Origin of the sequence: Jiella mangrovi (assembly GCF_017815135.1) — a bacterium.
Classification (GTDB): Bacteria; Pseudomonadota; Alphaproteobacteria; order Rhizobiales; family Rhizobiaceae; genus Jiella; species Jiella mangrovi.
In genome coordinates, this window is the sequence record NZ_JAGJCF010000013.1 from 100,091 (window position 1) to 119,025 (window position 18,935).

General features: G+C 63.5%; 22 protein-coding genes. 17 read left to right on the forward strand and 5 right to left on the reverse strand.

From position 1 onward, the window contains the following. Nucleotides 1–11: 11 nt before the first annotated feature. The gene (gene tyrS, locus J6595_RS15970) at nt 12–1,262 is read right to left on the reverse strand and encodes a tyrosine--tRNA ligase (protein WP_209595575.1); all 1,251 of its coding nucleotides are present in this window, start codon (nt 1,260–1,262) and stop codon (nt 12–14) included. Nucleotides 1,263–1,523: 261 nt separating this feature from the next. After that, nucleotides 1,524–2,084 (reverse strand): TetR/AcrR family transcriptional regulator, encoded by a 561-nt coding sequence (locus tag J6595_RS15975; protein WP_209595576.1) that lies wholly within the window; start codon nt 2,082–2,084, stop codon nt 1,524–1,526. An 86-nt stretch (nt 2,085–2,170) separates the two neighbouring features. On the opposite strand from J6595_RS15975, the gene J6595_RS15980 reads away from it, so the two are divergent. Next, nucleotides 2,171–2,584, forward strand: coding sequence for a hypothetical protein (locus J6595_RS15980; RefSeq protein ID WP_209595577.1), 414 nt, complete (start codon nt 2,171–2,173; stop codon nt 2,582–2,584). A gap of 117 nt (nt 2,585–2,701) precedes the next feature. Here J6595_RS15980 and J6595_RS15985 read toward each other — a convergent pair whose 3' ends face one another. Next, complete coding sequence (locus J6595_RS15985) at nt 2,702–3,376, reverse strand: alpha/beta hydrolase (RefSeq protein WP_209595578.1); 675 nt, start codon at nt 3,374–3,376, stop codon at nt 2,702–2,704. A 191-nt stretch (nt 3,377–3,567) separates the two neighbouring features. Between J6595_RS15985 and J6595_RS15990 the strand changes: the two genes are divergently transcribed. The 10 genes from J6595_RS15990 (at nt 3,568) to J6595_RS16035 (ending at nt 12,371) form a co-directional block, all read left to right on the forward strand. Further along, nucleotides 3,568–4,758, forward strand: a complete 1,191-nt coding sequence (locus tag J6595_RS15990; RefSeq protein ID WP_209595579.1) for a cysteine desulfurase family protein — start codon at nt 3,568–3,570, stop codon at nt 4,756–4,758. A 148-nt stretch (nt 4,759–4,906) separates the two neighbouring features. Next, nucleotides 4,907–6,433 carry a Fe-S cluster assembly protein SufB gene (gene sufB, locus J6595_RS15995; RefSeq protein WP_209595580.1) on the forward strand — a complete coding sequence of 509 codons (1,527 nt, stop codon included), beginning with the start codon at nt 4,907–4,909 and terminating at the stop codon, nt 6,431–6,433. Nucleotides 6,434–6,598: 165 nt separating this feature from the next. Continuing rightward, nucleotides 6,599–6,820 carry a hypothetical protein gene (locus J6595_RS16000; RefSeq protein ID WP_209595581.1) on the forward strand — a complete coding sequence of 74 codons (222 nt, stop codon included), beginning with the start codon at nt 6,599–6,601 and terminating at the stop codon, nt 6,818–6,820. Nucleotides 6,821–7,041: 221 nt separating this feature from the next. Next, nucleotides 7,042–7,797 carry a Fe-S cluster assembly ATPase SufC gene (gene sufC / locus J6595_RS16005; protein WP_209595582.1) on the forward strand — a complete coding sequence of 252 codons (756 nt, stop codon included), beginning with the start codon at nt 7,042–7,044 and terminating at the stop codon, nt 7,795–7,797. A gap of 2 nt (nt 7,798–7,799) precedes the next feature. After that, nucleotides 7,800–9,065, forward strand: a complete 1,266-nt coding sequence (gene sufD / locus J6595_RS16010; protein WP_209595583.1) for a Fe-S cluster assembly protein SufD — start codon at nt 7,800–7,802, stop codon at nt 9,063–9,065. A gap of 93 nt (nt 9,066–9,158) precedes the next feature. Continuing rightward, nucleotides 9,159–10,409 (forward strand): cysteine desulfurase, encoded by a 1,251-nt coding sequence (locus J6595_RS16015; RefSeq protein ID WP_209595584.1) that lies wholly within the window; start codon nt 9,159–9,161, stop codon nt 10,407–10,409. A gap of 95 nt (nt 10,410–10,504) precedes the next feature. Continuing rightward, nucleotides 10,505–10,936, forward strand: coding sequence for an SUF system Fe-S cluster assembly protein (locus tag J6595_RS16020; protein ID WP_209595585.1), 432 nt, complete (start codon nt 10,505–10,507; stop codon nt 10,934–10,936). Between the two features lie 16 nt (nt 10,937–10,952). Next, on the forward strand, nt 10,953–11,381 hold the full coding sequence (locus tag J6595_RS16025) for a VOC family protein (RefSeq protein WP_342453224.1): 429 nt from the start codon (nt 10,953–10,955) through the stop codon (nt 11,379–11,381). 217 nt (nt 11,382–11,598) lie between these two features. Next, entirely contained in the window at nt 11,599–11,979 is a 381-nt protein-coding gene (gene sufA, locus J6595_RS16030) for a Fe-S cluster assembly scaffold SufA (protein ID WP_209595586.1), read from the forward strand. 20 nt (nt 11,980–11,999) lie between these two features. After that, nucleotides 12,000–12,371: a TfoX/Sxy family protein gene (locus J6595_RS16035; protein WP_209595587.1), complete on the forward strand. Its 372-nt coding sequence runs from the start codon at nt 12,000–12,002 to the stop codon at nt 12,369–12,371. 98 nt (nt 12,372–12,469) lie between these two features. Here the strand turns inward: J6595_RS16035 and J6595_RS16040 are convergent, their stop codons facing one another. Continuing rightward, the gene (locus J6595_RS16040) at nt 12,470–12,748 is read right to left on the reverse strand and encodes a YjiS-like domain-containing protein (RefSeq protein WP_209595588.1); all 279 of its coding nucleotides are present in this window, start codon (nt 12,746–12,748) and stop codon (nt 12,470–12,472) included. Between the two features lie 105 nt (nt 12,749–12,853). Between J6595_RS16040 and J6595_RS16045 the strand changes: the two genes are divergently transcribed. The 6 genes from J6595_RS16045 to J6595_RS16070 all read left to right on the forward strand — a co-directional run bounded on the left by J6595_RS16045 (nt 12,854) and on the right by J6595_RS16070 (nt 18,255). Next, entirely contained in the window at nt 12,854–14,272 is a 1,419-nt protein-coding gene (locus J6595_RS16045; protein WP_209595589.1) for an aminotransferase-like domain-containing protein, read from the forward strand. 203 nt (nt 14,273–14,475) lie between these two features. Beyond that, nucleotides 14,476–15,975 (forward strand): Asp-tRNA(Asn)/Glu-tRNA(Gln) amidotransferase subunit GatB, encoded by a 1,500-nt coding sequence (gatB, locus tag J6595_RS16050; protein ID WP_209595590.1) that lies wholly within the window; start codon nt 14,476–14,478, stop codon nt 15,973–15,975. Further along, complete coding sequence (locus J6595_RS16055) at nt 15,972–16,475, forward strand: GNAT family N-acetyltransferase (RefSeq protein WP_209595591.1); 504 nt, start codon at nt 15,972–15,974, stop codon at nt 16,473–16,475. The genes gatB and J6595_RS16055 overlap by 4 nt, the downstream gene beginning before the upstream one ends. 172 nt (nt 16,476–16,647) lie before the next feature. Next, complete coding sequence (locus J6595_RS16060) at nt 16,648–17,118, forward strand: phosphate-starvation-inducible PsiE family protein (protein WP_209595592.1); 471 nt, start codon at nt 16,648–16,650, stop codon at nt 17,116–17,118. 114 nt (nt 17,119–17,232) lie between these two features. After that, nucleotides 17,233–17,616, forward strand: coding sequence for an NADH:ubiquinone oxidoreductase subunit NDUFA12 (locus tag J6595_RS16065; protein WP_209595593.1), 384 nt, complete (start codon nt 17,233–17,235; stop codon nt 17,614–17,616). A 180-nt stretch (nt 17,617–17,796) separates the two neighbouring features. After that, on the forward strand, nt 17,797–18,255 hold the full coding sequence (locus J6595_RS16070) for a DUF2155 domain-containing protein (protein WP_245198545.1): 459 nt from the start codon (nt 17,797–17,799) through the stop codon (nt 18,253–18,255). Here J6595_RS16070 and aat read toward each other — a convergent pair. After that, on the reverse strand, nt 18,195–18,863 hold the full coding sequence (aat, locus tag J6595_RS16075; protein ID WP_209595594.1) for a leucyl/phenylalanyl-tRNA--protein transferase: 669 nt from the start codon (nt 18,861–18,863) through the stop codon (nt 18,195–18,197). The genes J6595_RS16070 and aat overlap by 61 nt on opposite strands. Nucleotides 18,864–18,935 lie beyond the last annotated feature (72 nt).

Sequence of the window (18,935 nt, forward strand, 5' to 3'; positions counted from 1 at the left end):
CTGGCGAGCCGTTATTGCGGCCGGACCAGAACGTGTTTCTTGCGGCCGACCGACAGCTTGATCACGCCGTCCTTGAGATCCGCCTCGCTGACGACCGCGCGCGGATCGGACACCGCTTCGTCGTTCACCCTGACGGCGCCGCCCTGAACGTGGCGCCGTGCCTCGCCGTTGGAGCCGGCGAGACCGGCCTGGGCGATGAGGCCGAGGAGCCCGGCACCAGCCGACAGTTCCGACGCTGCAATCGCGATGGTCGGCAGGCTCTCGGCAAGGGCGCCTTCCTCGAAGGTCACGCGTGCCGTCTCGGCGGACGCCTCGGCGGCCTCGCGACCGTGGACGATGGCGGTTGCCTCGGTGGCGAGGATCTTCTTGGCCTCGTTGATCTCCGAGCCGCCCAGCGCCTCGAGCTGGGCGATCTCGTCGAGGGGCAGGCGGGTGAAGATCTTCAGGAAGCGGCCGACATCGGCGTCCTCGGTGTTGCGCCAGTACTGCCAGAAGTCATAGGGGCTGAAGACGTCCTCGTTCAGCCAGACCGCGCCCGAGGCGGATTTGCCCATCTTGGCGCCGGACGAGGTGGTCAGCAGCGGCGTCGTCAGGGCGTAGAGCTGCGGCGTGCCCATGCGATGACCGAGATCGACGCCGTTGATGATGTTGCCCCACTGGTCCGAGCCGCCCATCTGCAGCCGGCAGTCATAGCGGCGGGACAGCTCGACGAAGTCGTAGCCCTGCATGATCATGTAGTTGAATTCCAGGAACGACAGCGACTGCTCGCGGTCGAGCCGGATCTTCACCGAATCGAAGGACAGCATCCGGTTGACCGAAAAATGCCGGCCGACGTCGCGCAGGAACTCGACATAGTTCAGCTTCATCAGCCAGTCGGCATTGTTGACCATCATCGCGTCGGTCGGCCCGTCGCCGAAGTTGAGAATGCGCGAAAAGATCCTTTTGATGCCTTCGATGTTCTGGTTGATGGCGTCAGGCGTCAAAAGCTTCCTCTGCTCGTCGCGAAACGACGGATCGCCGACCATCGAGGTGCCGCCGCCCATCAGCGCGATCGGCCGGTGGCCGGTTTCCTGCAGCCAGTAGAGCATGGTGGCCGAGATCAGATTGCCGATATGCAGGCTCGTCGCCGTCGCGTCGTAGCCGACATAGGCGGTGACCGTCTCGGTGCGGAACAGATCGTCCAGCCCGCTCTCGTCGGAAAGCTGATGGATGAAGCCACGCTCGGATAGCGTGCGGAGAAACTCGGACTTGAAGCCGGTCATGTTGGGCGGGTCCTGTCGATAGGGTCGCGGTTGGCCGTGGCCGTGCTTGCGGGCTGTTTAGCAGCCTCAGGCGCGATTTCCAGACGCAAGCGGGAAATTCGCGAGAGTGGCCGTGGTCCATGCCAAGTGTTCGGACGAGAGCATGAGCGGAATCATCCCGTCCGGCCGCCGGTCGATCGACCTCGAAGATGACGGCGCTGAAACGCAGGGCGTGCGTTTTTAAGGAGCAATCTCGTCGGGCAGCTGTTGGCAACGGAGCCATCAGGCGCGTCTGGTGACTGCCAGCGCGAAGCAGCGGACGTGCACGGTGATCAGACGGCGCATATCGTCGGGATCGGCGGCTGCTTCCCGAAAGCCGCGCATGGCATAGACGAACGTCCGGGCGAGCTCTTGCGGTGTGGCATCGAGTTTGGCCAGTGAGGGCGCTCCAGCGATCAGCTCCGCCACCAGCGCCTGAAAGTTCTCGTAGATCTGCTGAACCGCCGGAAAACGCAGGTCAAAGAGGTCGGCCGCGTCGGGGTGTACTGCCGCGAGTTCCACACCTCGCATTCCCCAGGAAAGGCACGCGTGAAGCAGTTTGGCCTCGACCCCGTCCAACGTCGGCAGAACGGCCGCAATCGAATCCAACTCTTCACGGTCCAGGTGCTCGATCACCCGGCTGAACGCGGCGTCCTTGTCTGAAAACACGAGATAGAGGGCGGGCCGCGACATCCCGGCTTTCGCCGCGATGTCGCCCATGGTGGTCCGCCCGTATCCGTAGCGGGTGAACACCTCGGTCGCGCCGATCAGCGCAAGCTTTTCCTTCGATTGCTTTGCAGCCATCGCCCTCGATATTTCCCGACACGGGAGATTGTCAAACTGACGTTTTGACAATATGACTAAAAACGTCAAAACGACAGGAGAGCGCTGTGCTGCTGAACGAACTATCTTCCACGGCTGTCGAAGATGCGGAACGGGTCATCGGCGATGGCCCGGTGGTCATGATCAATTTTCTCTGGTTCCGGGACACCCCCGACTATCCCCGCGATTTCGCGGACCCCAAACCGGACTCACGCTCGGGATACTATGACGGCTACGTCGGCGGTTTTCGCGCGGCCGCGCAGGAGGTCGGTGTGGAACCGGCGCTTGTTTACGCGGGAATCCGATTGACCGGGCTGTTGACCGGCCAAGAAGACGACTGGGACGAGATTGCGGTCGTGCGCTACGAGCGTTTCGCCGACCTGCGCAGGATCCTCGAGTCCCAGACCTACACGCTCAAGGCCAAGCCGCACCGCTTTGCAGTGGTCGCGAAGTGGCGCTTCATCGCGACCCGTGGCCGGTAGCGGCCGGGAAACAGGATCGACGCGGACGTCGAGGCAACCGATCTCCGCAAATCAAAAAAGCCGCGGGAATTTTTCCGCGGCTTTTCCGTGTCGGCCGGCAGAGCGAAACTCGATCGATCAGCGCAGCCGCTTCGGCCGCGGGTCGGACAGTTCGCCGGCGAGCCGGCGGTCGAGATATTCGGCGCATTCGGCGATCAGCTCATCGGTGTGATCGGTATAGAAATGGTTGGCCTCTTCCATCGTGTTCTGGGTGATGACGATGCCTTTTTGCGTCTTCAGCTTGTCCACCAGCGTCTGAACGTCGCGCGGCGGCGCCACCTTGTCCTTGCCGCCATGGATGATCAGGCCCGAGGAGGGGCAGGGGGCGAGGAAGGAAAAGTCATAGGAGTTCGGCTGCGGCGAGACCGACAGGAAGCCCTCGATCTCCGGCCGGCGCATCAGAAGCTGCATGCCGATCCATGCGCCGAAGGAATAGCCCGCGACCCAGGTCTGCTTGGAATCGGGATGCAGGCTCTGCACCCAGTCGAGCGCCGAGGCAGCGTCGGAGAGCTCGCCCGTGCCGTGGTCGAATTCGCCCTGGCTGCGGCCGATGCCGCGAAAATTGAAGCGCAGCGTGGTGAAGCCGCGTTCCACAAACATGTAGAACAGCTGATAGACGATCTGGTTGTTCATCGTGCCGCCGAAGCGGGGATGCGGGTGCAGAACGATGGCGATCGGAGCGTTCTTCTCCTTCGCCGCCTGGTATCGTCCTTCGAGCCGGCCGGCCGGGCCATTGAAGATCACTTCGGGCATATAGATACTCTCTTTGAGCGGATGGGGCGAAGCTCCAGGCCGCGCTTGACGAAGCCAGTACAGCCTCGTAAGTTCCACTTTAGAAGCATTCAAAACTGGCGATGCCGTGCAAGGGCGCTTTCTAGTCCTTTTGCAGGCGAAATTTCAAGGAATTTGCGTCGGCAGGGCAAGACAATCGTAGCGAGTTGGACATGAACGACCGCGACGAGCGGCTCTATCTGGACCATAACGCCTCCGCACCGCTGATTCCTGAAGCAAGGGATGCAGCGATCGCGGCGCTTGCGCTCGCCAATCCCTCGTCGACCCATCGCGAGGGGCGGGCGGCTCGAGCGGTGTGCGAGGATGCGCGGCGCTCTCTGGCGAGGCTGGTCGGCGGGAAGGCGGAGACGATTGCGTCCGAAAACCTCGTCTTCACCAGCGGCGCCACCGAGGCGGCGAACCAGCTGTTGTCGCCGCGATGGCTGATCGACGGTGAGCCGGCAGACATCCGACATCTGGCGGTGATCGAGACCGACCATCCGGCAACACGCGAGGGCGGCCATTTCGATCCCGCAGCCGTCACGCGGCTTCCCGTCGATCGCGACGGCGTCGTCGATCTTGGTGCGCTGGCGGAGTGGACCGCACTCGCCAGCGAGAGCGGACCGGCAATGCTGGCTTTTTCCTGGGCGAATTCCGAGACCGGCGTGATCCAGCCGCTTGCCGCGATTCGCGGCATCATCGAGGACAAGCCGATCCGGCTCGTCCTCGACGCGGCGCAGATCGGCGGGCGCCTGCCGATCGACCTTGCGGCGAGCGGTGCCGATGCCATCATCCTGTCCGGCCACAAGCTCGGCTCCCTGAAGGGCGCCGGCGCGATTGCCCTCAAGACCCTTTCCACGCGGCCCTTCGCGCTTCACCGCGGCGGCGGCCAGGAGCGCGGCATGCGGCCCGGCACCGAAGCTTTGCCGGCGATCGCAAGTTTCGGTGCCGCAGCGAAGGTCGCGATCGAACGCGGCGCCATGAGCGCGCAAGGCTTTCAGTCGAAGCGGGCCCTTCTGGAAGACGAAATCGCTGCGGCGCTTCCCGACGCCGTCATTCTTGGCAAGGACGCGGAGCGTCTTCCCAACACGGTCGCGATCATGCATCCAGACATCAAGGCGGAGACGGCGCAGATCGCGCTGGATCTTGCGGGAATCGCGGTTTCCGCCGGCTCGGCCTGCACGTCGGGCAAGGTGGGGCCGAGCCATGTGGTCGCAGCCATGGCGAAAGCGGGCCTTGCGATCGATCCGGGGCTTGGCGCGATCCGTGTCAGCTTCGGCGCCGAGACGGACGAGACGGCCCTGCGACGCTTCGTTTCGCAATATGCGAGGCTGGCGCGGCGGGCGAGCGCGCGGGCGGCATGACGGGTCGCCAGCCGGCCGCTTGCGATTATTTGGAATGGCACTAAAAACGCGACCAACCGAGACTTATCTTGACGATCAGGAGCAAGTTTTCCCGATCGCCACCCCCGACCACCGGACTTTGAATCCGGCGAGTATGGAGCTTTAAAGAATGCCAGCTGTCCAGGAGACCATCGACCAGGTCCGGCAGATCGACGTCGACCAGTACAAATACGGCTTCGAGACGCTGATCGAGATGGATGTCGCCCCCAAGGGGCTGAACGAAGAGATCATCAAGCTCATCTCGGCCAAGAAGGGCGAGCCGCAGTGGATGCTCGACTGGCGGCTCGAAGCCTTCGAGCGCTGGAAGACGATGGAGAGCCCGGACTGGGCCCGCGTCGATTATCCGCCGATCGACTTCCAGGACATTCATTACTACGCCGCCCCGAAATCGATGTCCGGTCCCGCCTCGCTCGACGAGGTCGACCCGGAGATCCTGCGCACCTATGAGAAGCTGGGCATCCCGCTGCGCGAGCAGGAGATTCTCGCCGGCGTCGTCAAGCCGCAGAATGTCGACGAGGGCGAGGACGAAGAGGGCCGGCTGACGGCACCGAACTCCTCGCGCGTCGCGGTGGACGCCGTGTTCGATTCGGTGTCGGTGGCGACGACCTTCAAGAAGGAGCTCGAAAAGGCCGGCGTGATCTTCATGCCGATCTCCGAGGCGATCCGCGAGCATCCCGAGCTGGTGAAGAAATATCTCGGCTCGGTGGTTCCGGTGTCGGACAACTTCTTCGCGACGATGAATTCCGCCGTCTTCACCGACGGCTCCTTCGTCTATGTGCCGCCGGGCGTGCGCTGCCCGATGGAGCTGTCCACCTATTTCCGCATCAATGAGCGCAACACCGGCCAGTTCGAGCGCACGCTGATCATCGCCGACAAGGGCTCCTACGTCTCCTATCTCGAAGGCTGCACCGCGCCCCAGCGTGACGAGAACCAGCTGCACGCCGCCGTAGTCGAGCTCGTGGCCCTCGACGATGCCGAGATCAAATATTCCACCGTCCAGAACTGGTATCCGGGCGACAAGGAAGGCAAGGGCGGCATCTACAATTTCGTCACCAAGCGGGGCGACTGCCGTGGCGCCAACTCGCGGATCTCCTGGACGCAGGTGGAGACCGGCTCGGCGATCACCTGGAAATACCCGTCCTGCATCCTGAGGGGCGACAATTCCCGTGGCGAGTTCTATTCGATCGCCGTGTCGAACGGTCGCCAGCAGATCGACTCGGGCACCAAGATGATCCATCTCGGCAAGAACACGACGAGCCGGATCATCTCGAAGGGCATCTCGGCGGGCCAGTCCAACAATACCTATCGCGGTCAGGTCTCGGCGAACCGCAAGGCCGCCAACGCCCGCAACTTCACCCAGTGCGACTCGCTCCTAATCGGCAACGACTGCGGCGCCCACACCGTGCCCTATATCGAGGCGAAGAACGCCACGGCACAGTTCGAGCACGAGGCGACCACCTCGAAGATCTCCGACGACCAGCTGTTCTACTGCATGCAGCGCGGCATCCCCGAGGAAGAGGCGATCGCGCTGATCGTCAACGGCTTCGTCAAGGACGTCATCCAGCAGCTGCCCATGGAGTTCGCGGTGGAAGCGCAGAAGCTGATCGGGATTTCGCTGGAAGGCTCGGTGGGGTGATGAGCGGTGCGATAAGAGGGGTGCCGGCGCGCTGAACGCGATGGCCGGTGCAGTTTCTGAACAGAACTTTTGACGACAGAAGCCGCCCTGCCCATCGCACTATCCACTTTTAAAAGGCAGATGATCGGACGAAAATCGGATAGCTAAAGGCTGTGGAGTCATTCGATGAACGAAAACGTCGAAAATCTGGTTCTGGAACATCTTCGCTCCATGCGGGAGCAAATCGCTCGCCTCGAAGAGAAGGTCGATCGGCTTTCGGCGGAATCGCTCATCATTCGCCAGCACGTCGGTGGTCTGGTTGGGAGCAACACTCTGAGCGACCACCGCTTTGCCAGCATCGAATCCCGCCTCGATCGCATCGAACGCCGGTTGGAGCTCGTGGATTGAGGACATCCGGTCCGGCAAAACTTGGCCCGCTCCACTTGCGCCAAGTCGGATCCTGCATCCAGCAACCCCCGGGACCGATCGGTCGGTCACAGGAACACGCTATAGACCCGATCGTGGCTGACCAAATTGAACCCCTTCGGGCCGAGCGCGACCGGCTTTTCGCCGAGATCCGCGACGCCGACGAAACCGACACGAACGAACGCTAGAGACGAAAAGAAGCCATGCTCGAAATCAAGAACCTCCATGCCCGAGTCGCCGAGGAAGGCACCGAGATCCTCAAGGGCGTCGATCTGACGGTTCAGGACGGCGAGGTCGCTGCCATCATGGGGCCGAACGGCTCCGGCAAGTCGACGCTCTCCTACATCCTGTCCGGCCGCGACGACTACGAGGTCACCGAGGGCGACATCCTCTACAATGGCGAGTCGATCCTCGAGATGGACCCGGCCGAGCGGGCTGCCTCCGGCGTGTTCCTCGCCTTCCAGTATCCGCTGGAGATCCCGGGCGTTGCCACGATGACCTTCCTGAAAACGGCGATGAACGCCCAGCGCAAGGCGCGCGGCGAGGCGGAGCTGATGACGCCGGAATTCATTCGCCGGGTGAAGGCGTCGGCGGCCGAGCTGAAGATCGACATGGAGATGCTGAAGCGTCCGTTGAACGTCGGCTTTTCCGGCGGCGAGAAGAAGCGCGCCGAGATCCTGCAGATGGCGCTGCTCGAGCCCAAGCTCTGCGTCATGGACGAAACCGATTCCGGCCTCGACATCGATGCGCTGAAGATCGTCGCCGACGGCGTCAACGCGCTGCGCTCGGCCGAGCGGTCCTTCCTCGTCATCACCCACTATCAGCGGCTGCTCGACTACATCGTGCCCGATACGGTTCACGTTCTCTACAAGGGTCGGATCATCAAGTCCGGCACCAAGGATCTCGCTCTGCAGCTTGAAAACGAAGGCTATGCCCAGATCATCGGGGAGGCGGCCTGATCATGAGTGTGACCGAACTTCGCCCCCGCACACCGGCCGAGACGGCGCTTGTCCAGCTGGCGGAAGCTGCCGGCAGCGACGAGGACGCGCGCCGCGGCGCGATCGAGGCGCTGCGCCGGGAAGGTCTGCCGCACCGGCGTGTCGAGGCATGGCACTACACCGATCTGCGCGGCCTGATGGGTCGCCGGCTCGGCAAGGGTGAGGCGGTCGAAGCGATTGCCGCGAACGCGCCCGGCGACACCGGATCCGTGCTCTCTCCGCTCGTCGCAGGATCGACGGTGGTCGATCTCGACATGGCGGAAAACGCGAACGCGCCCGCCGGCGTGACGATTGCCGCGTCTAGCGATCTGGCCGACTGGCACGAAAGCCCCAACCATCTCGACAGGCCGGTCGATACGGTTCGTCTCGTCAACGCAGCGTTCGGGGCGAGAGCTGCGACCATCACCGTCGCGGAGAAGGCAGACCTCACCGCGCCGGTCGAATTGCGGAGCGGCATCGGCGCGAAGGCGCATTCGGCCGTGAAGGTCAATGTCGGCGGTGGAGCGAAGGCTGTTTTCGTCGAGCGGATCGAGGGCAGCGGATCGCCCGCCCCGTCCAGCGCGGTGTCTCATCTCACCATCGGAGACGGTGCCGAGGTCCTTTGGGTGATCGACCAGGCCAAGGACGAGACAGCAGCCCATCTCGGCCAGCTCAACGTTTCCGTCGGCGCCGACGCGACCTTCAAGCTGTTCCTGCTCAATGCCGGCGGATCGCTGGTGCGCCAGGAGGTGCATGTGGTGACGGCGGGCGAGGGGTCCGAGATCGTCATGCGCGGCGTCAACCTCTTGAAGACGGAGCAGCATGTCGATGTGACCACGACGCTGCGCCATACCTTCGCCAACACTACGGCGACCGAGACCTTCCGCAATGTGCTGATGGGCGGCCACGGCGTCTTTCAGGGCATGATCAAGGTCGCTCGCGAGGCGCAGAAGACCGACGCCAAGATGGCCTGCAACACGCTGCTCCTCTCCGAGGACGGGGATTTCTCGGCCAAGCCCGAGCTCGAGATCTTCGCCGACGACGTCCAGTGCGGCCACGGCGCCACCGCCGGCGAGATCAACCCGGACCATCTGTTCTACCTGATGTCCCGCGGCATTCCCGGACCTCAGGCCAAGGCGCTTCTGGTCAAGGCCTTCGTCGACGAACTCGTCGAGGAGCTGGAAGTCGAGGAAGCGCTCGGCGCGGCGCTCACGGCGAAGATCGACGCCTGGCTCGACGCCAGCCACTGAATCACGAACGAGGCGGGCGCCCAGGTGCCCGCCGCGATTGCCGGCGCTGATCGATCGCACGAGCGACGTCGCGCCATCTGGAGTTTGAAACCCATGTCCGCAACAGACACGATCGCCGATCCGCTCGGCTACGACGTCGAGAAGATCCGCGCCGATTTCCCGATCCTGTCGAAACAGGTCTATGGCAAGCCGCTGGTCTATCTGGACAATGGCGCCTCGGCCCAGAAACCGAAACCCGTCCTCGACACCATCATGCGCGCTTACAGCGAGGACTACGCCAACGTCCATCGCGGCCTGCATTATCTCTCGAACCGCTCGACCGAGGCCTATGAGGATGCGCGGTCGAAGGTCGCGGCGTTCCTGAACGCGCCAACGAGCGAGGAGATCGTCTTCACGCGTTCGGCGACGGAAGCGATCAATCTCGTCGCCTATGGCTGGGGCATGAACGAGATCGGCGAGGGCGACGAGATCGTCGTCACGCAGATGGAGCATCACTCCAACATCGTGCCGTGGCACTTCATCCGGGAGCGCAAGGGCGCCAAGCTCGTCTTCGTCCCGGTAAAAGACGATGGCTCGGTCAGCGTCGAGGCCTTCGAGAAGGCGATCACGCCGCGCACCAAGCTGATCGCGACGACGCATATGTCGAACGTGCTGGGGACGGTCGTCGATGTGAAGGCCGTCTGCGCGCTGGCCCGCTCGAAGGGTATCGCGACGCTCGTCGATGGCAGCCAGGGCGCCGTCCACCTGCCGGTCGACGTCCAGGACATCGACTGCGACTTCTACGTCTTCACCGGTCACAAGGTCTACGGCCCGACTGGCATCGGCATTCTCTACGGCCGGGCCTCGATGCTCGATGCGACGCGGCCGTTCAATGGCGGCGGCGAGATGATCTCCGAAGTCACCGAGGAGGGCGTCACCTACAACGCGCCGCCCCACCGTTTCGAGGCCGGCACGCCGCCGATCGTCCAGGCGATCGGCCTCGGCGCGGCGCTCGACTATATGGCGAGCATCGGCCGTGAGAAGATCGCGGCCCATGAAGCGACGTTGCGCGATTATGCCCATGAGAGGCTGAAGGCGATCAATTCGCTGCGGATCTATGGCGAAGCGCCGGGCAAGGGGGCGATCGTCTCCTTCGATCTGGAAGGCATCCATTCCCATGACGTGTCGATGGTGATCGACCGGGAGGGCGTTGCCGTGCGGGCCGGCACCCATTGCGCCCAGCCGCTCTTGAAGCGTTTCGGTGCGACCTCCACATGCCGGGCATCGTTTGGTATGTATAACACTCTGGCCGAAGTCGACCGCCTCGCGGAGGCGCTCGAAAAGGCCCGGCGATTCTTCGCCTGACGCACGACGCAGCGTGATAGCATAGACCGATGTGAGACAGGTGCGGGCCAGGTTTGGCGCGATCTGCGCGACACAAGAACCGAAAAGACGATGGCATGACCGACGACGTCGACATGAAGACCAACGAGCCCGCAGTGGCGACTCCGGCGGATGACACAGCCGCCGCCAATATGGCGATGGCGTCCGGAGGCGATAATCCCTCGGCGATTCCGGCCGAAGAGCTGTCGCGTCTGACCGACGACATCGTCGGCGCGCTGAAAACCGTCTACGATCCCGAAATTCCGGCCGACATCTACGAGCTCGGCCTGATCTACAAGATCGACATCGACGACGAACGCAATGTCGATGTCGAAATGACGCTGACGGCGCCGGGTTGCCCGGTCGCGGGCGAGATGCCGATCTGGGTCGAAAACGCCGTCGGCTCGGTCGATGGCGTCGGCCAGGTCAAGGTCGAGATCGTCTTCGAGCCGCCCTGGACGCCCGAGCGGATGAGCGAAGAGGCACAGATCGCCGTCGGCTGGTTCTGATCCACGGACGACGATTGTGACCACGCCCCCGCCGCTCGCCGGCCTTTACGAGACGTGCCTTTATGTCGACGACATGGCGAGGGCCGTTTCCTTCTACGAGCGGCTTTTCGGGCATGAAGCGCTGGTCTGCGAGGACCGGATCACCGTGTTTCGTCTCGCCGACGGAACCGCTCTGATCCTTTTTGTGCGCGGCTCGACGCTCGAACCGGTCGAGCTTCCCGGTCAGGGAACGATCGCGCCCCATGACGGTAGCGGGCCTCTCCATTTCGCTCTCGCGATTCCGGAAGGATCGCAGGACGCCTGGAGGACGCACCTCGCTGATCTCGGAATCACCGTCGAAAGCGAGGTGACATGGTCGAAGGGCAGGGGGCACAGCCTTTATTTCCGTGATCCCGACGGCCACTGCGGAGAGCTCGCGACCCGCAGGCTGTGGGAGCGAAGCTGACCGCCGACGAGACGGGACGGGAAGCAAGAGCCGCCATGGCGTTCCCGTTCGCGAAAGAAGCAAGGCTTGCGAAGCGCCGCGCTGAAGGCCATCTTGGTAGACAAGTCAGCGCTTCGTCAGCTTTTCGACTTACCATGTGTCACCCTCTCGACGGCGCCGGCCGTCGTGACTTCCGGGTGGCCAACGAAATGACCTCAGGTCTGAAAGGAGCAATCCGATGGGCCGATTTGCAGTAATGAGCATGACCAGCGCCGCCGCCGAGCGCATCAAGTCGATCCTGGCAGCCAGCGATAGCGCGGCGCTCGGCATCCGCGTCGGCATCAAGAAGGGCGGCTGTGCCGGAATGGAATATACGGTGGATCTCGCCAACGAGGCGGGGGCGAGCGACGACGTCGTCGAGCACGATGGTGCGAAGGTCTTCGTTGCGCCGGAAGCGGTGTTGTTTCTGCTCGGGACCGAGATGGACTATGAGGAGACGGTTCTCAGATCCGGCTTCGTGTTCAAGAATCCGAACCAGACATCTGCCTGCGGCTGCGGCGAATCCGTCGAACTGAAGCAGGCCGATCTCGCGGCGATGGCCGCTGCGCAACAGGCCTGAGAGCTGCGATCGGCGAGGGGATGGACGAGACTTTCCTTCGCGATCTCTTCCAGTCGCTTCCCGCCATCTCCATTCGCCGACTGTTCGGCGGCCAGGCGATCTACACCGATGGCCGGATCGTCGCCATCGTCATCGCCGGGACTCTCTATCTGAAGAGCGACCCCGAGAGCGAAGCCGTCTATGCGGATGCCGGCCTCGAGCGCTGGAGCTACACCCGTCCGGGCCGGGCGCCGGTGAACATGCCCTATTGGCGGTTTCCCGAAGATGCTTTCGACGATCCGGACGAAGCCGAGCGGTGGATCGCGGTGGCAGATGCCGCTTCGCGGCGGATCCTTCGCGACGCCAGCTCGAAACCGGCTACGAGATCCAGAAACAAATTGTCCGGGAAGTGATCCTGCGACAATCGATGGTCACAATGACAAAAAAGGGCGGATCATATTGTGATCCGCCCTTTGTTCATGCGTCGGGAATTCGGGGCTGATGCCTGGCATCATTTCCAGTCGCCGCGCCACTCGACACGCTCGGCGGCCCTGACGGCCTCGTCACGCGTGAGCCCGACATCGTGCAGCTGCTCTTCCGTCAGGGACAGGATGTCCTGACGCATCTGGCGGCGGCGATCGAACGCACGCAGGAGGAAGGCGGTCGCGGCAACGAGCGAGCGAAATGCCTCGCTGAGCGTTGGCAGCGCCTCCGCCTTCGTCCGCAAGCGCGAGAAGCCGGTGACGGATTGATCCTCGATCTGAGCGATCCGGGCATGGTGCATTGTCATAGCGGTGTCTCCTTCGATTGCACCTTGACTTGATGACCCACTTGTATCCCTATTCGCTTTGAGTACAATCGATATTGTATCAGGGTAACAAAGAGAGGTGTCCGGGTGACAATCGAGTTCAAAGTCTCGGAGGACGACACGACGCCTTTCTACCTGCGACTGGCCGACGCCATCGAACGGTCGATCGTCGAAGGCGTTCTCAAACCGGGGGACAAATTGCCCCCCCAGCGCGACATTGCTTTCGATCTGAAAGTCACCGTCGGCACGATCGGGCGGGCCTATCAGATCGCTCGCGAGAGGGGCCTGACGACGGGCGAGGTCGGCCGGGGCACCTATGTCCGTGCGGTGCATCCGGAGCCGGAAAAGCAGGATGCAAAGCTCTTCGTGCGCAACTCGACGGCCGATTCCCTGCCCGGCTTCCCGCAGGACGACGCCAAGCTCGATTCGACATCCGCGCCTCTCGTCGGGCAGGGCGAGCTCGTGGCGTCGACCTTTGCGGAGGTGCTGCGGGACTCGGCTGAAAAGGCGCTCGACTACGTCCGCGGGGTGCCGACGAGTTGGCTCGAGGCCGGCGCGGCCTGGCTCCAGACCGGCGGCTGGCAGCCCGAAGCCGCCAATGTCGTGCCGACGCTCGGCGTGAATGCAGCCATTCAGGGGGTCATTGCCGCAACGACCCATCCCGGCGACCGCATCGTCTTCGAGGACCTGTCCTACGCGTCCGTGGCGCGTGCCGCGACGATGATCGGCCGCTTGCCGCTGACGGTCGGCATGGACGACCAGGGCATGATCCCCGAAGAGCTCGATCGCTGCGCGGCACGGCAGCATCCCCGGATGATCTTCCTGATGCCGGCGGTGAACAATCCCACCGGGGTCTGCATGTCCCTGCGCCGACGGGAGGAGATTGTGTCAGTCGCAAGGCGGCACAATTTGCTGATCATTGAAGACAATATCTATGGCAAGGTCACACCGAGCGACTTGCCGCCGATTGCCTCGCTTGCTCCCGAACGAACCTTTTTCGTCGGAGGTCTGTCGAAGAGCGTCTCGGCGGGGCTGCGATCCGGCTGGGCCGCCTGCCCGCGCGGCCAGGCCGTGCGCGTGACCGTGGCGCACAATCAGCTCACCGGAGGACGGCCGTTCCTCAACATGGAGGTCGCCGCGCGGCTGGTTCTTTCGGGCGAGGCGGAGAAAGTCCGTCAGGCCGTCATCGCCGAGATCGCGACGCGAGCGGCCATGTTCGACGATATCTTCAAGACCAAGACCACGGGGCAGGGTGCGGCGGTGCCTTATCGCTGGGTCTCCCTGCCGTCGCCCTGGACATCGCCGGCCTTTCAGCTCGCGGCGCGCAATCACGGTATCCGGATCGACGGCGAGGACGAGTTTCAGAGCGTGCGGTCGGACCGCGCCCATCATTGCGTGCGCCTCGGCCTGTCGGCGGTCAACGATCGTGACACGCTGGCGACGGCCCTGCAGACGCTCAAGGGCCTCATCGACAGCGGCAGCATTTCCTATGTGAGCGTTGCCTGACCCCACCAAGCGCCGCGCAACGATGAGGCGCCCGAGGCGGGGCGGGAGGACAAAGCGGTCGATCGACGGATCGGCAGTCTGCCCGCAGCGGCGATGACGCGGGCCCTGGCGGATACACAGGAGCCGAGCCGCCAAGCTTGAACCTCGGCCGGCTTTCCTCTAGCCAAATTGCAAGTCACTCTGCAGCCATTCGGACAACGCCCATGACCATCGTCGACACCCGCACGCCCGATCCGAAGACCTTCATCTCCGGCGCCACCGGCGATTGGGAGGTCATTATCGGCCTCGAGGTTCACGCCCAGGTGACGTCCGAGGCAAAGCTCTTCTCCGGCGCCTCGACCGGCTTTGGTGCCGAGCCCAACTCCCATGTCAGTCTCGTCGATGCGGCGATGCCCGGAATGTTGCCGGTGATCAACGAGGAATGCGTGAAACAGGCGGTGCGGACGGGCCTCGGATTGAAGGCCGAAATCCACAAACGCTCGGTCTTCGATCGCAAGAACTACTTCTATCCCGATCTTCCCCAGGGCTATCAGATCTCCCAGTTCAAGGATCCGATCGTTGGCGAGGGCACGGTCATCGTCTCGGTCGGTCCCGATTCCAAGGGCGAATTTCAGGACATCGAGGTCGGCATCGAGCGGCTGCATCTGGAACAAGACGCCGGCAAATCGATGCACGACCAGCACCCGACCATGAGCTTCGTCGATCTGAACCGGTCCGGCGTCGCGCTGATGGAAATCGTCTCCAAGCCCGACATGCGCTCGGCAGACGAAGCCAAGGCGTATGTGACGAAGCTGCGCACCATCCTGCGCTATCTCGGGACCTGCGACGGCAACATGGACGAAGGCTCGATGCGCGCCGACGTCAACGTCTCGGTGCGGCGCCCCGGCGGGGCCTTCGGCACGCGCTGCGAGATCAAGAACGTCAACTCGATCCGCTTCGTCGGTCAGGCGATCGATTCCGAAGCCCGCCGCCAGATCGCCATCATAGAGGATGGCGGCGTCATCGATCAGGAAACCCGGCTGTTCGACCCGGTGAAGGGCGAGACGCGCGCGATGCGCTCCAAGGAAGACGCCCACGACTACCGCTATTTCCCCGATCCGGACCTTCTCCCGCTGGAATTCGACCAGGCCTATATCGATGCGTTGATCAAGGAGCTGCCCGAGCTTCCCGACGACAAGAAGGCCCGGCTGATAAAGGACGCCGGCCTGTCGGCCTACGACGCTTCGATCCTCGTTTCGGAAAAGGCGATCGCCGATTATTTCGAGAAAGTCGCGGCCGGCCGCGATGCCAAGCAGGCGGCGAACTGGGTGATCAACGATCTTCTCGGCGCGCTCAACAAGGCCGGCAGGGACATTAGCGAAACGCCGATCTCGGCCGAGCAGCTGGGCGCAATTCTCGACCTCATTCGCGAGGGCACGATCTCAGGCAAGATCGCCAAGGATCTGTTCGAGATCGTCTGGACCGAAGGCGGCGATCCGAAGGCGATCGTCGAAGACCGCGGCATGAAGCAGGTGACGGACACCGGCGCCATCGAAAAGGCCGTCGACGAGGTCATCGCCGCGAACCCGGACAAGGTCGAGCAGGCCAAGGCCAAGCCCTCCATGGCCGGCTGGTTCGTCGGGCAGGTGATGAAGGCGACCGGCGGCAAGGCCAATCCGCAGGCGGTCAACGCCCTGGTCAAGGAAAAGCTGGGTGTGGAATGACCTTCTTCGTCCGCACCGCGTCACGCGCCGACCTCGAAGCCATCTCGGCGCTGCTGACGGAGACCTGGCACGACACCTATGACGCCATCTATGGCTCACAGAAGGTGTCGGAGATCACCGCCTCCTGGCATTCGATCACGGCGCTCGAGCCGCGGCTGACGCGCCCGCAGTCCGAATTCATCGTCGCCGACGATGGTGTGCGGCTCGGCGGCATGGCCTTTGCGGCATCGTCCGACGCCGAAAAGAAGCTCTTCATGCTGCATCAGCTCTATGTCCGTCCCGATTGCCAGGGACAGGGTGTCGGAACCGATCTCCTCGAGGAGATCGTCCAGGCCTTTCCGGGCGCCGAGAGACTGCGGCTGGAGGTCGAAGAGGCGAACGGGAAGGCCGTCGGTTTTTACCGCGCCCACGGCTTCGTCGCGGTCGGCCAAACGCAAAACTGTGGCGCTGCCGAAAGCGGTATTCCCGCGGCCATCTATGAAAGACCGCTCGTCGCCTGAACCGCTGCGCGGATGCCGACGCTCCAGCCATGCCGGGCATCCACGCTGTAGGGCGAGATGCGACCTTGAAGCTCGCTCGCCGGTATTGCGCTGCACGATGGACGGCGACGCTGGCCGGGCCAGTTTCCTTTCACGATCGATCATATCGTCGTCGTGGAGGAGGGGCCGGGCCATGCACTTCGTGAAGCTGTATTTCCGCTTCGAGCGCCTCGTCGCACACATTCTGTTGTTCGGCATGGTCGGCGTCGTGCTTCTCACCTTGTGGGGGTTTCTGCGAGCGACTGGTCTTGCGCTGTTCGATTTCGACCAGCCGCTGGAGTACTCTGCCTTCCAGTCGCTGTTCGACCGGGTCCTCGCGGCGATCATCGCACTCGAACTCGCCCACTCGATCCATCAGATGGCTCTGGGCGACCACCGCCTCGCCCAGGTCCGCACGGTGATCGTCATCGGCGTGCTGGCGGTCGTCCGCAAGCTGATCCTGCTCGAGGTCGATTCGACGAGCGGCACGTTTCTCGCGGGTCTGGCCGCGACTTTCCTCGCTCTCGGCGGTCTGCTCGTCATGGTCCACTTCGTCGATTCCCGTGAGCAGAAGAACAAAGCGACGACCGTGACGGGCGGTCATGACGAAACCGATCACAGGTAACGCGCGCCAAATTGTCTTCGCCCACGTCTCGCCGAAACCAGATGTCTTCGGCGGGTAGACATTTCAGGCCGCGGGACGCATAACGAGCGCGATTTTGCATGGATCGGAATTCCCATGAAGGAAACGCTTCTCCAAATCTTCACCTGGTGGCAGGGTCAGACGATCGGCACGCGGTTTTTCACCTGGCGCTCCGGCAAGAAGGTGGGAGACGACGAGTTCGGCAACGTCTACTACACCAATGCCGACGGCTCGCGCCGATGGGTCATCTACAAGGGCGCCGCGGAAGCCTCGGCAATCCCGACCGGTTGGCACGGCTGGATGCACCATCGCGTCGATACGCCGCCGAGCGACGAGAGCTACACGCCGCGCGACTGGCAAAAGCCCTTCGAGCCGAACCACACGGGAACCGGCAAGGCCTATCGTCCGGCCGGTTCGCTGCTGCGTCCCGGCGCCGAGCGGCCACGCGTCACCGGCGAGTACGACGCCTGGACACCCTGACGGCGGGTCGTCGGCAGAGCGCTGCCGACACCAGGCGGCCTGCGGCATGCCCGATGGATCTCAGATGATCGGACGTCAGCGAACACCGCGTTGCGGCCCGCTTCAGAGCGGGTTCAAAGGCGTGTTCAGATGCCACCCGCGTCGCAGGACGCCGAGAGATACGAACGTTCCCAAGCGCGCATGATGTGGATCAAATCCTTCCTGATAGCCGCGTCCGCATCGCTCGCGGCTCTCAGCCTCCCGGCCTTGCCGCCCGCCTTCGCCCAGGACGGCATCTCTCCCGATGCCCAGTTCGCCACGCCCAAGGCGCGCATCAAGAACCCGGTCGCGGTGTTTTCGGGGCTCGACAAGATCACCGGCCGCATCACGACTTTCGACGTCTATATCGACGAGACGGTCCAGTTCGGCGCACTGCAGGTGACGCCGAAAGTGTGTCTGACCAGCGCCGAGGGTGACGCGGAAAAGACCGACGCCTTCGTGCAGGTGGACGAGATCACCCTCGACCGGAAGATCCAGCGGATCTTCTCCGGCTGGATGTTTGCCGATTCGCCCGGCCTCAACGCCATCGAGCATCCGGTCTATGATGTGTGGCTGAAGAGCTGCAAGACCGAGTCGGACGTCCCGGCCCCCGCCGGATAGAAGGTCGCAGCGATACCAAGCGCTTCGCCGAGACGCTCGTGATAGACGTCCCGTTCGATCTCCACCGCGCCGAATCGCGCGAGATGCGAGGTGATGAACTGGGTGTCGAGCAGGCTGTAGCCGCCGCGGATCAGTCTTTCGCAGAGAAAGGCGAGGGCGACCTTCGAGGCGTCGGTGGCACGCGAGAACATGCTCTCGCCAAAAAACGCGCCGTTGATCGACACGCCATATAGCCCGCCGACCAGCTGTTCGGCGTTCCAGCACTCGACCGAATGGGCGAAGCCCTCGCGATGAAGGGCGACGTAGAGATCGCGGATGTGCCTGTTGATCCAGGTCTTGTCGCGGCCGGGCGCCGGCTCTGCGCAGCCGTCGACGACGGCGGCAAAGGCCGTGTCGACCCTCACGTCGAACCGGTCTTGCCGGATCACTTTTCTCAGGCTGCGCGGCAGATGAAAGCCGTCGAGCGGCAGAACGCCCCGCTCGCTCGGATCGACCCAGAAGATCTGCGGATCGTCTGCCGCCTCGGCCATCGGAAAGATGCCGGATGCGTAGGCCTTGAGGAGTAACTCCGGCGTGATCGCCAGTTCTTTTCCGCCGCGTCCCGCCATGTCCGCCTCAGCGCGTCGAAGCCCGGGAAGGGGGCCGGCTCGACCGTCCGCCCCCTTCGCTCGCATTTGGTG

Bases quoted from the DNA above. Each gene is read 5' to 3' on its own strand.
- J6595_RS15990 (WP_209595579.1), top strand. From the start codon at position 3,568: ATGAACGACCGCGACGAGCGGCTCTATCTGGACCATAACGCCTCCGCA.
- J6595_RS15975 (WP_209595576.1), bottom strand. From the start codon at position 2,084: ATGGCTGCAAAGCAATCGAAGGAAAAGCTTGCGCTGATCGGCGCGACC.
- sufA (WP_209595586.1), top strand. From the start codon at position 11,599: ATGGGCCGATTTGCAGTAATGAGCATGACCAGCGCCGCCGCCGAGCGC.
- J6595_RS15985 (WP_209595578.1), bottom strand. From the start codon at position 3,376: ATGCCCGAAGTGATCTTCAATGGCCCGGCCGGCCGGCTCGAAGGACGA.
- J6595_RS16055 (WP_209595591.1), top strand. From the start codon at position 15,972: ATGACCTTCTTCGTCCGCACCGCGTCACGCGCCGACCTCGAAGCCATC.
- tyrS (WP_209595575.1), bottom strand. From the start codon at position 1,262: ATGACCGGCTTCAAGTCCGAGTTTCTCCGCACGCTATCCGAGCGTGGC.
- sufB (WP_209595580.1), top strand. From the start codon at position 4,907: ATGCCAGCTGTCCAGGAGACCATCGACCAGGTCCGGCAGATCGACGTC.
- sufD (WP_209595583.1), top strand. From the start codon at position 7,800: ATGAGTGTGACCGAACTTCGCCCCCGCACACCGGCCGAGACGGCGCTT.
- J6595_RS16065 (WP_209595593.1), top strand. From the start codon at position 17,233: ATGAAGGAAACGCTTCTCCAAATCTTCACCTGGTGGCAGGGTCAGACG.
- J6595_RS16020 (WP_209595585.1), top strand. From the start codon at position 10,505: ATGACCGACGACGTCGACATGAAGACCAACGAGCCCGCAGTGGCGACT.
- J6595_RS16040 (WP_209595588.1), bottom strand. From the start codon at position 12,748: ATGACAATGCACCATGCCCGGATCGCTCAGATCGAGGATCAATCCGTC.
- aat (WP_209595594.1), bottom strand. From the start codon at position 18,863: ATGGCGGGACGCGGCGGAAAAGAACTGGCGATCACGCCGGAGTTACTC.
- sufC (WP_209595582.1), top strand. From the start codon at position 7,042: ATGCTCGAAATCAAGAACCTCCATGCCCGAGTCGCCGAGGAAGGCACC.
- gatB (WP_209595590.1), top strand. From the start codon at position 14,476: ATGACCATCGTCGACACCCGCACGCCCGATCCGAAGACCTTCATCTCC.
- J6595_RS16070 (WP_245198545.1), top strand. From the start codon at position 17,797: ATGATGTGGATCAAATCCTTCCTGATAGCCGCGTCCGCATCGCTCGCG.
- J6595_RS16060 (WP_209595592.1), top strand. From the start codon at position 16,648: ATGCACTTCGTGAAGCTGTATTTCCGCTTCGAGCGCCTCGTCGCACAC.
- J6595_RS16000 (WP_209595581.1), top strand. From the start codon at position 6,599: ATGAACGAAAACGTCGAAAATCTGGTTCTGGAACATCTTCGCTCCATG.
- J6595_RS16035 (WP_209595587.1), top strand. From the start codon at position 12,000: ATGGACGAGACTTTCCTTCGCGATCTCTTCCAGTCGCTTCCCGCCATC.
- J6595_RS16015 (WP_209595584.1), top strand. From the start codon at position 9,159: ATGTCCGCAACAGACACGATCGCCGATCCGCTCGGCTACGACGTCGAG.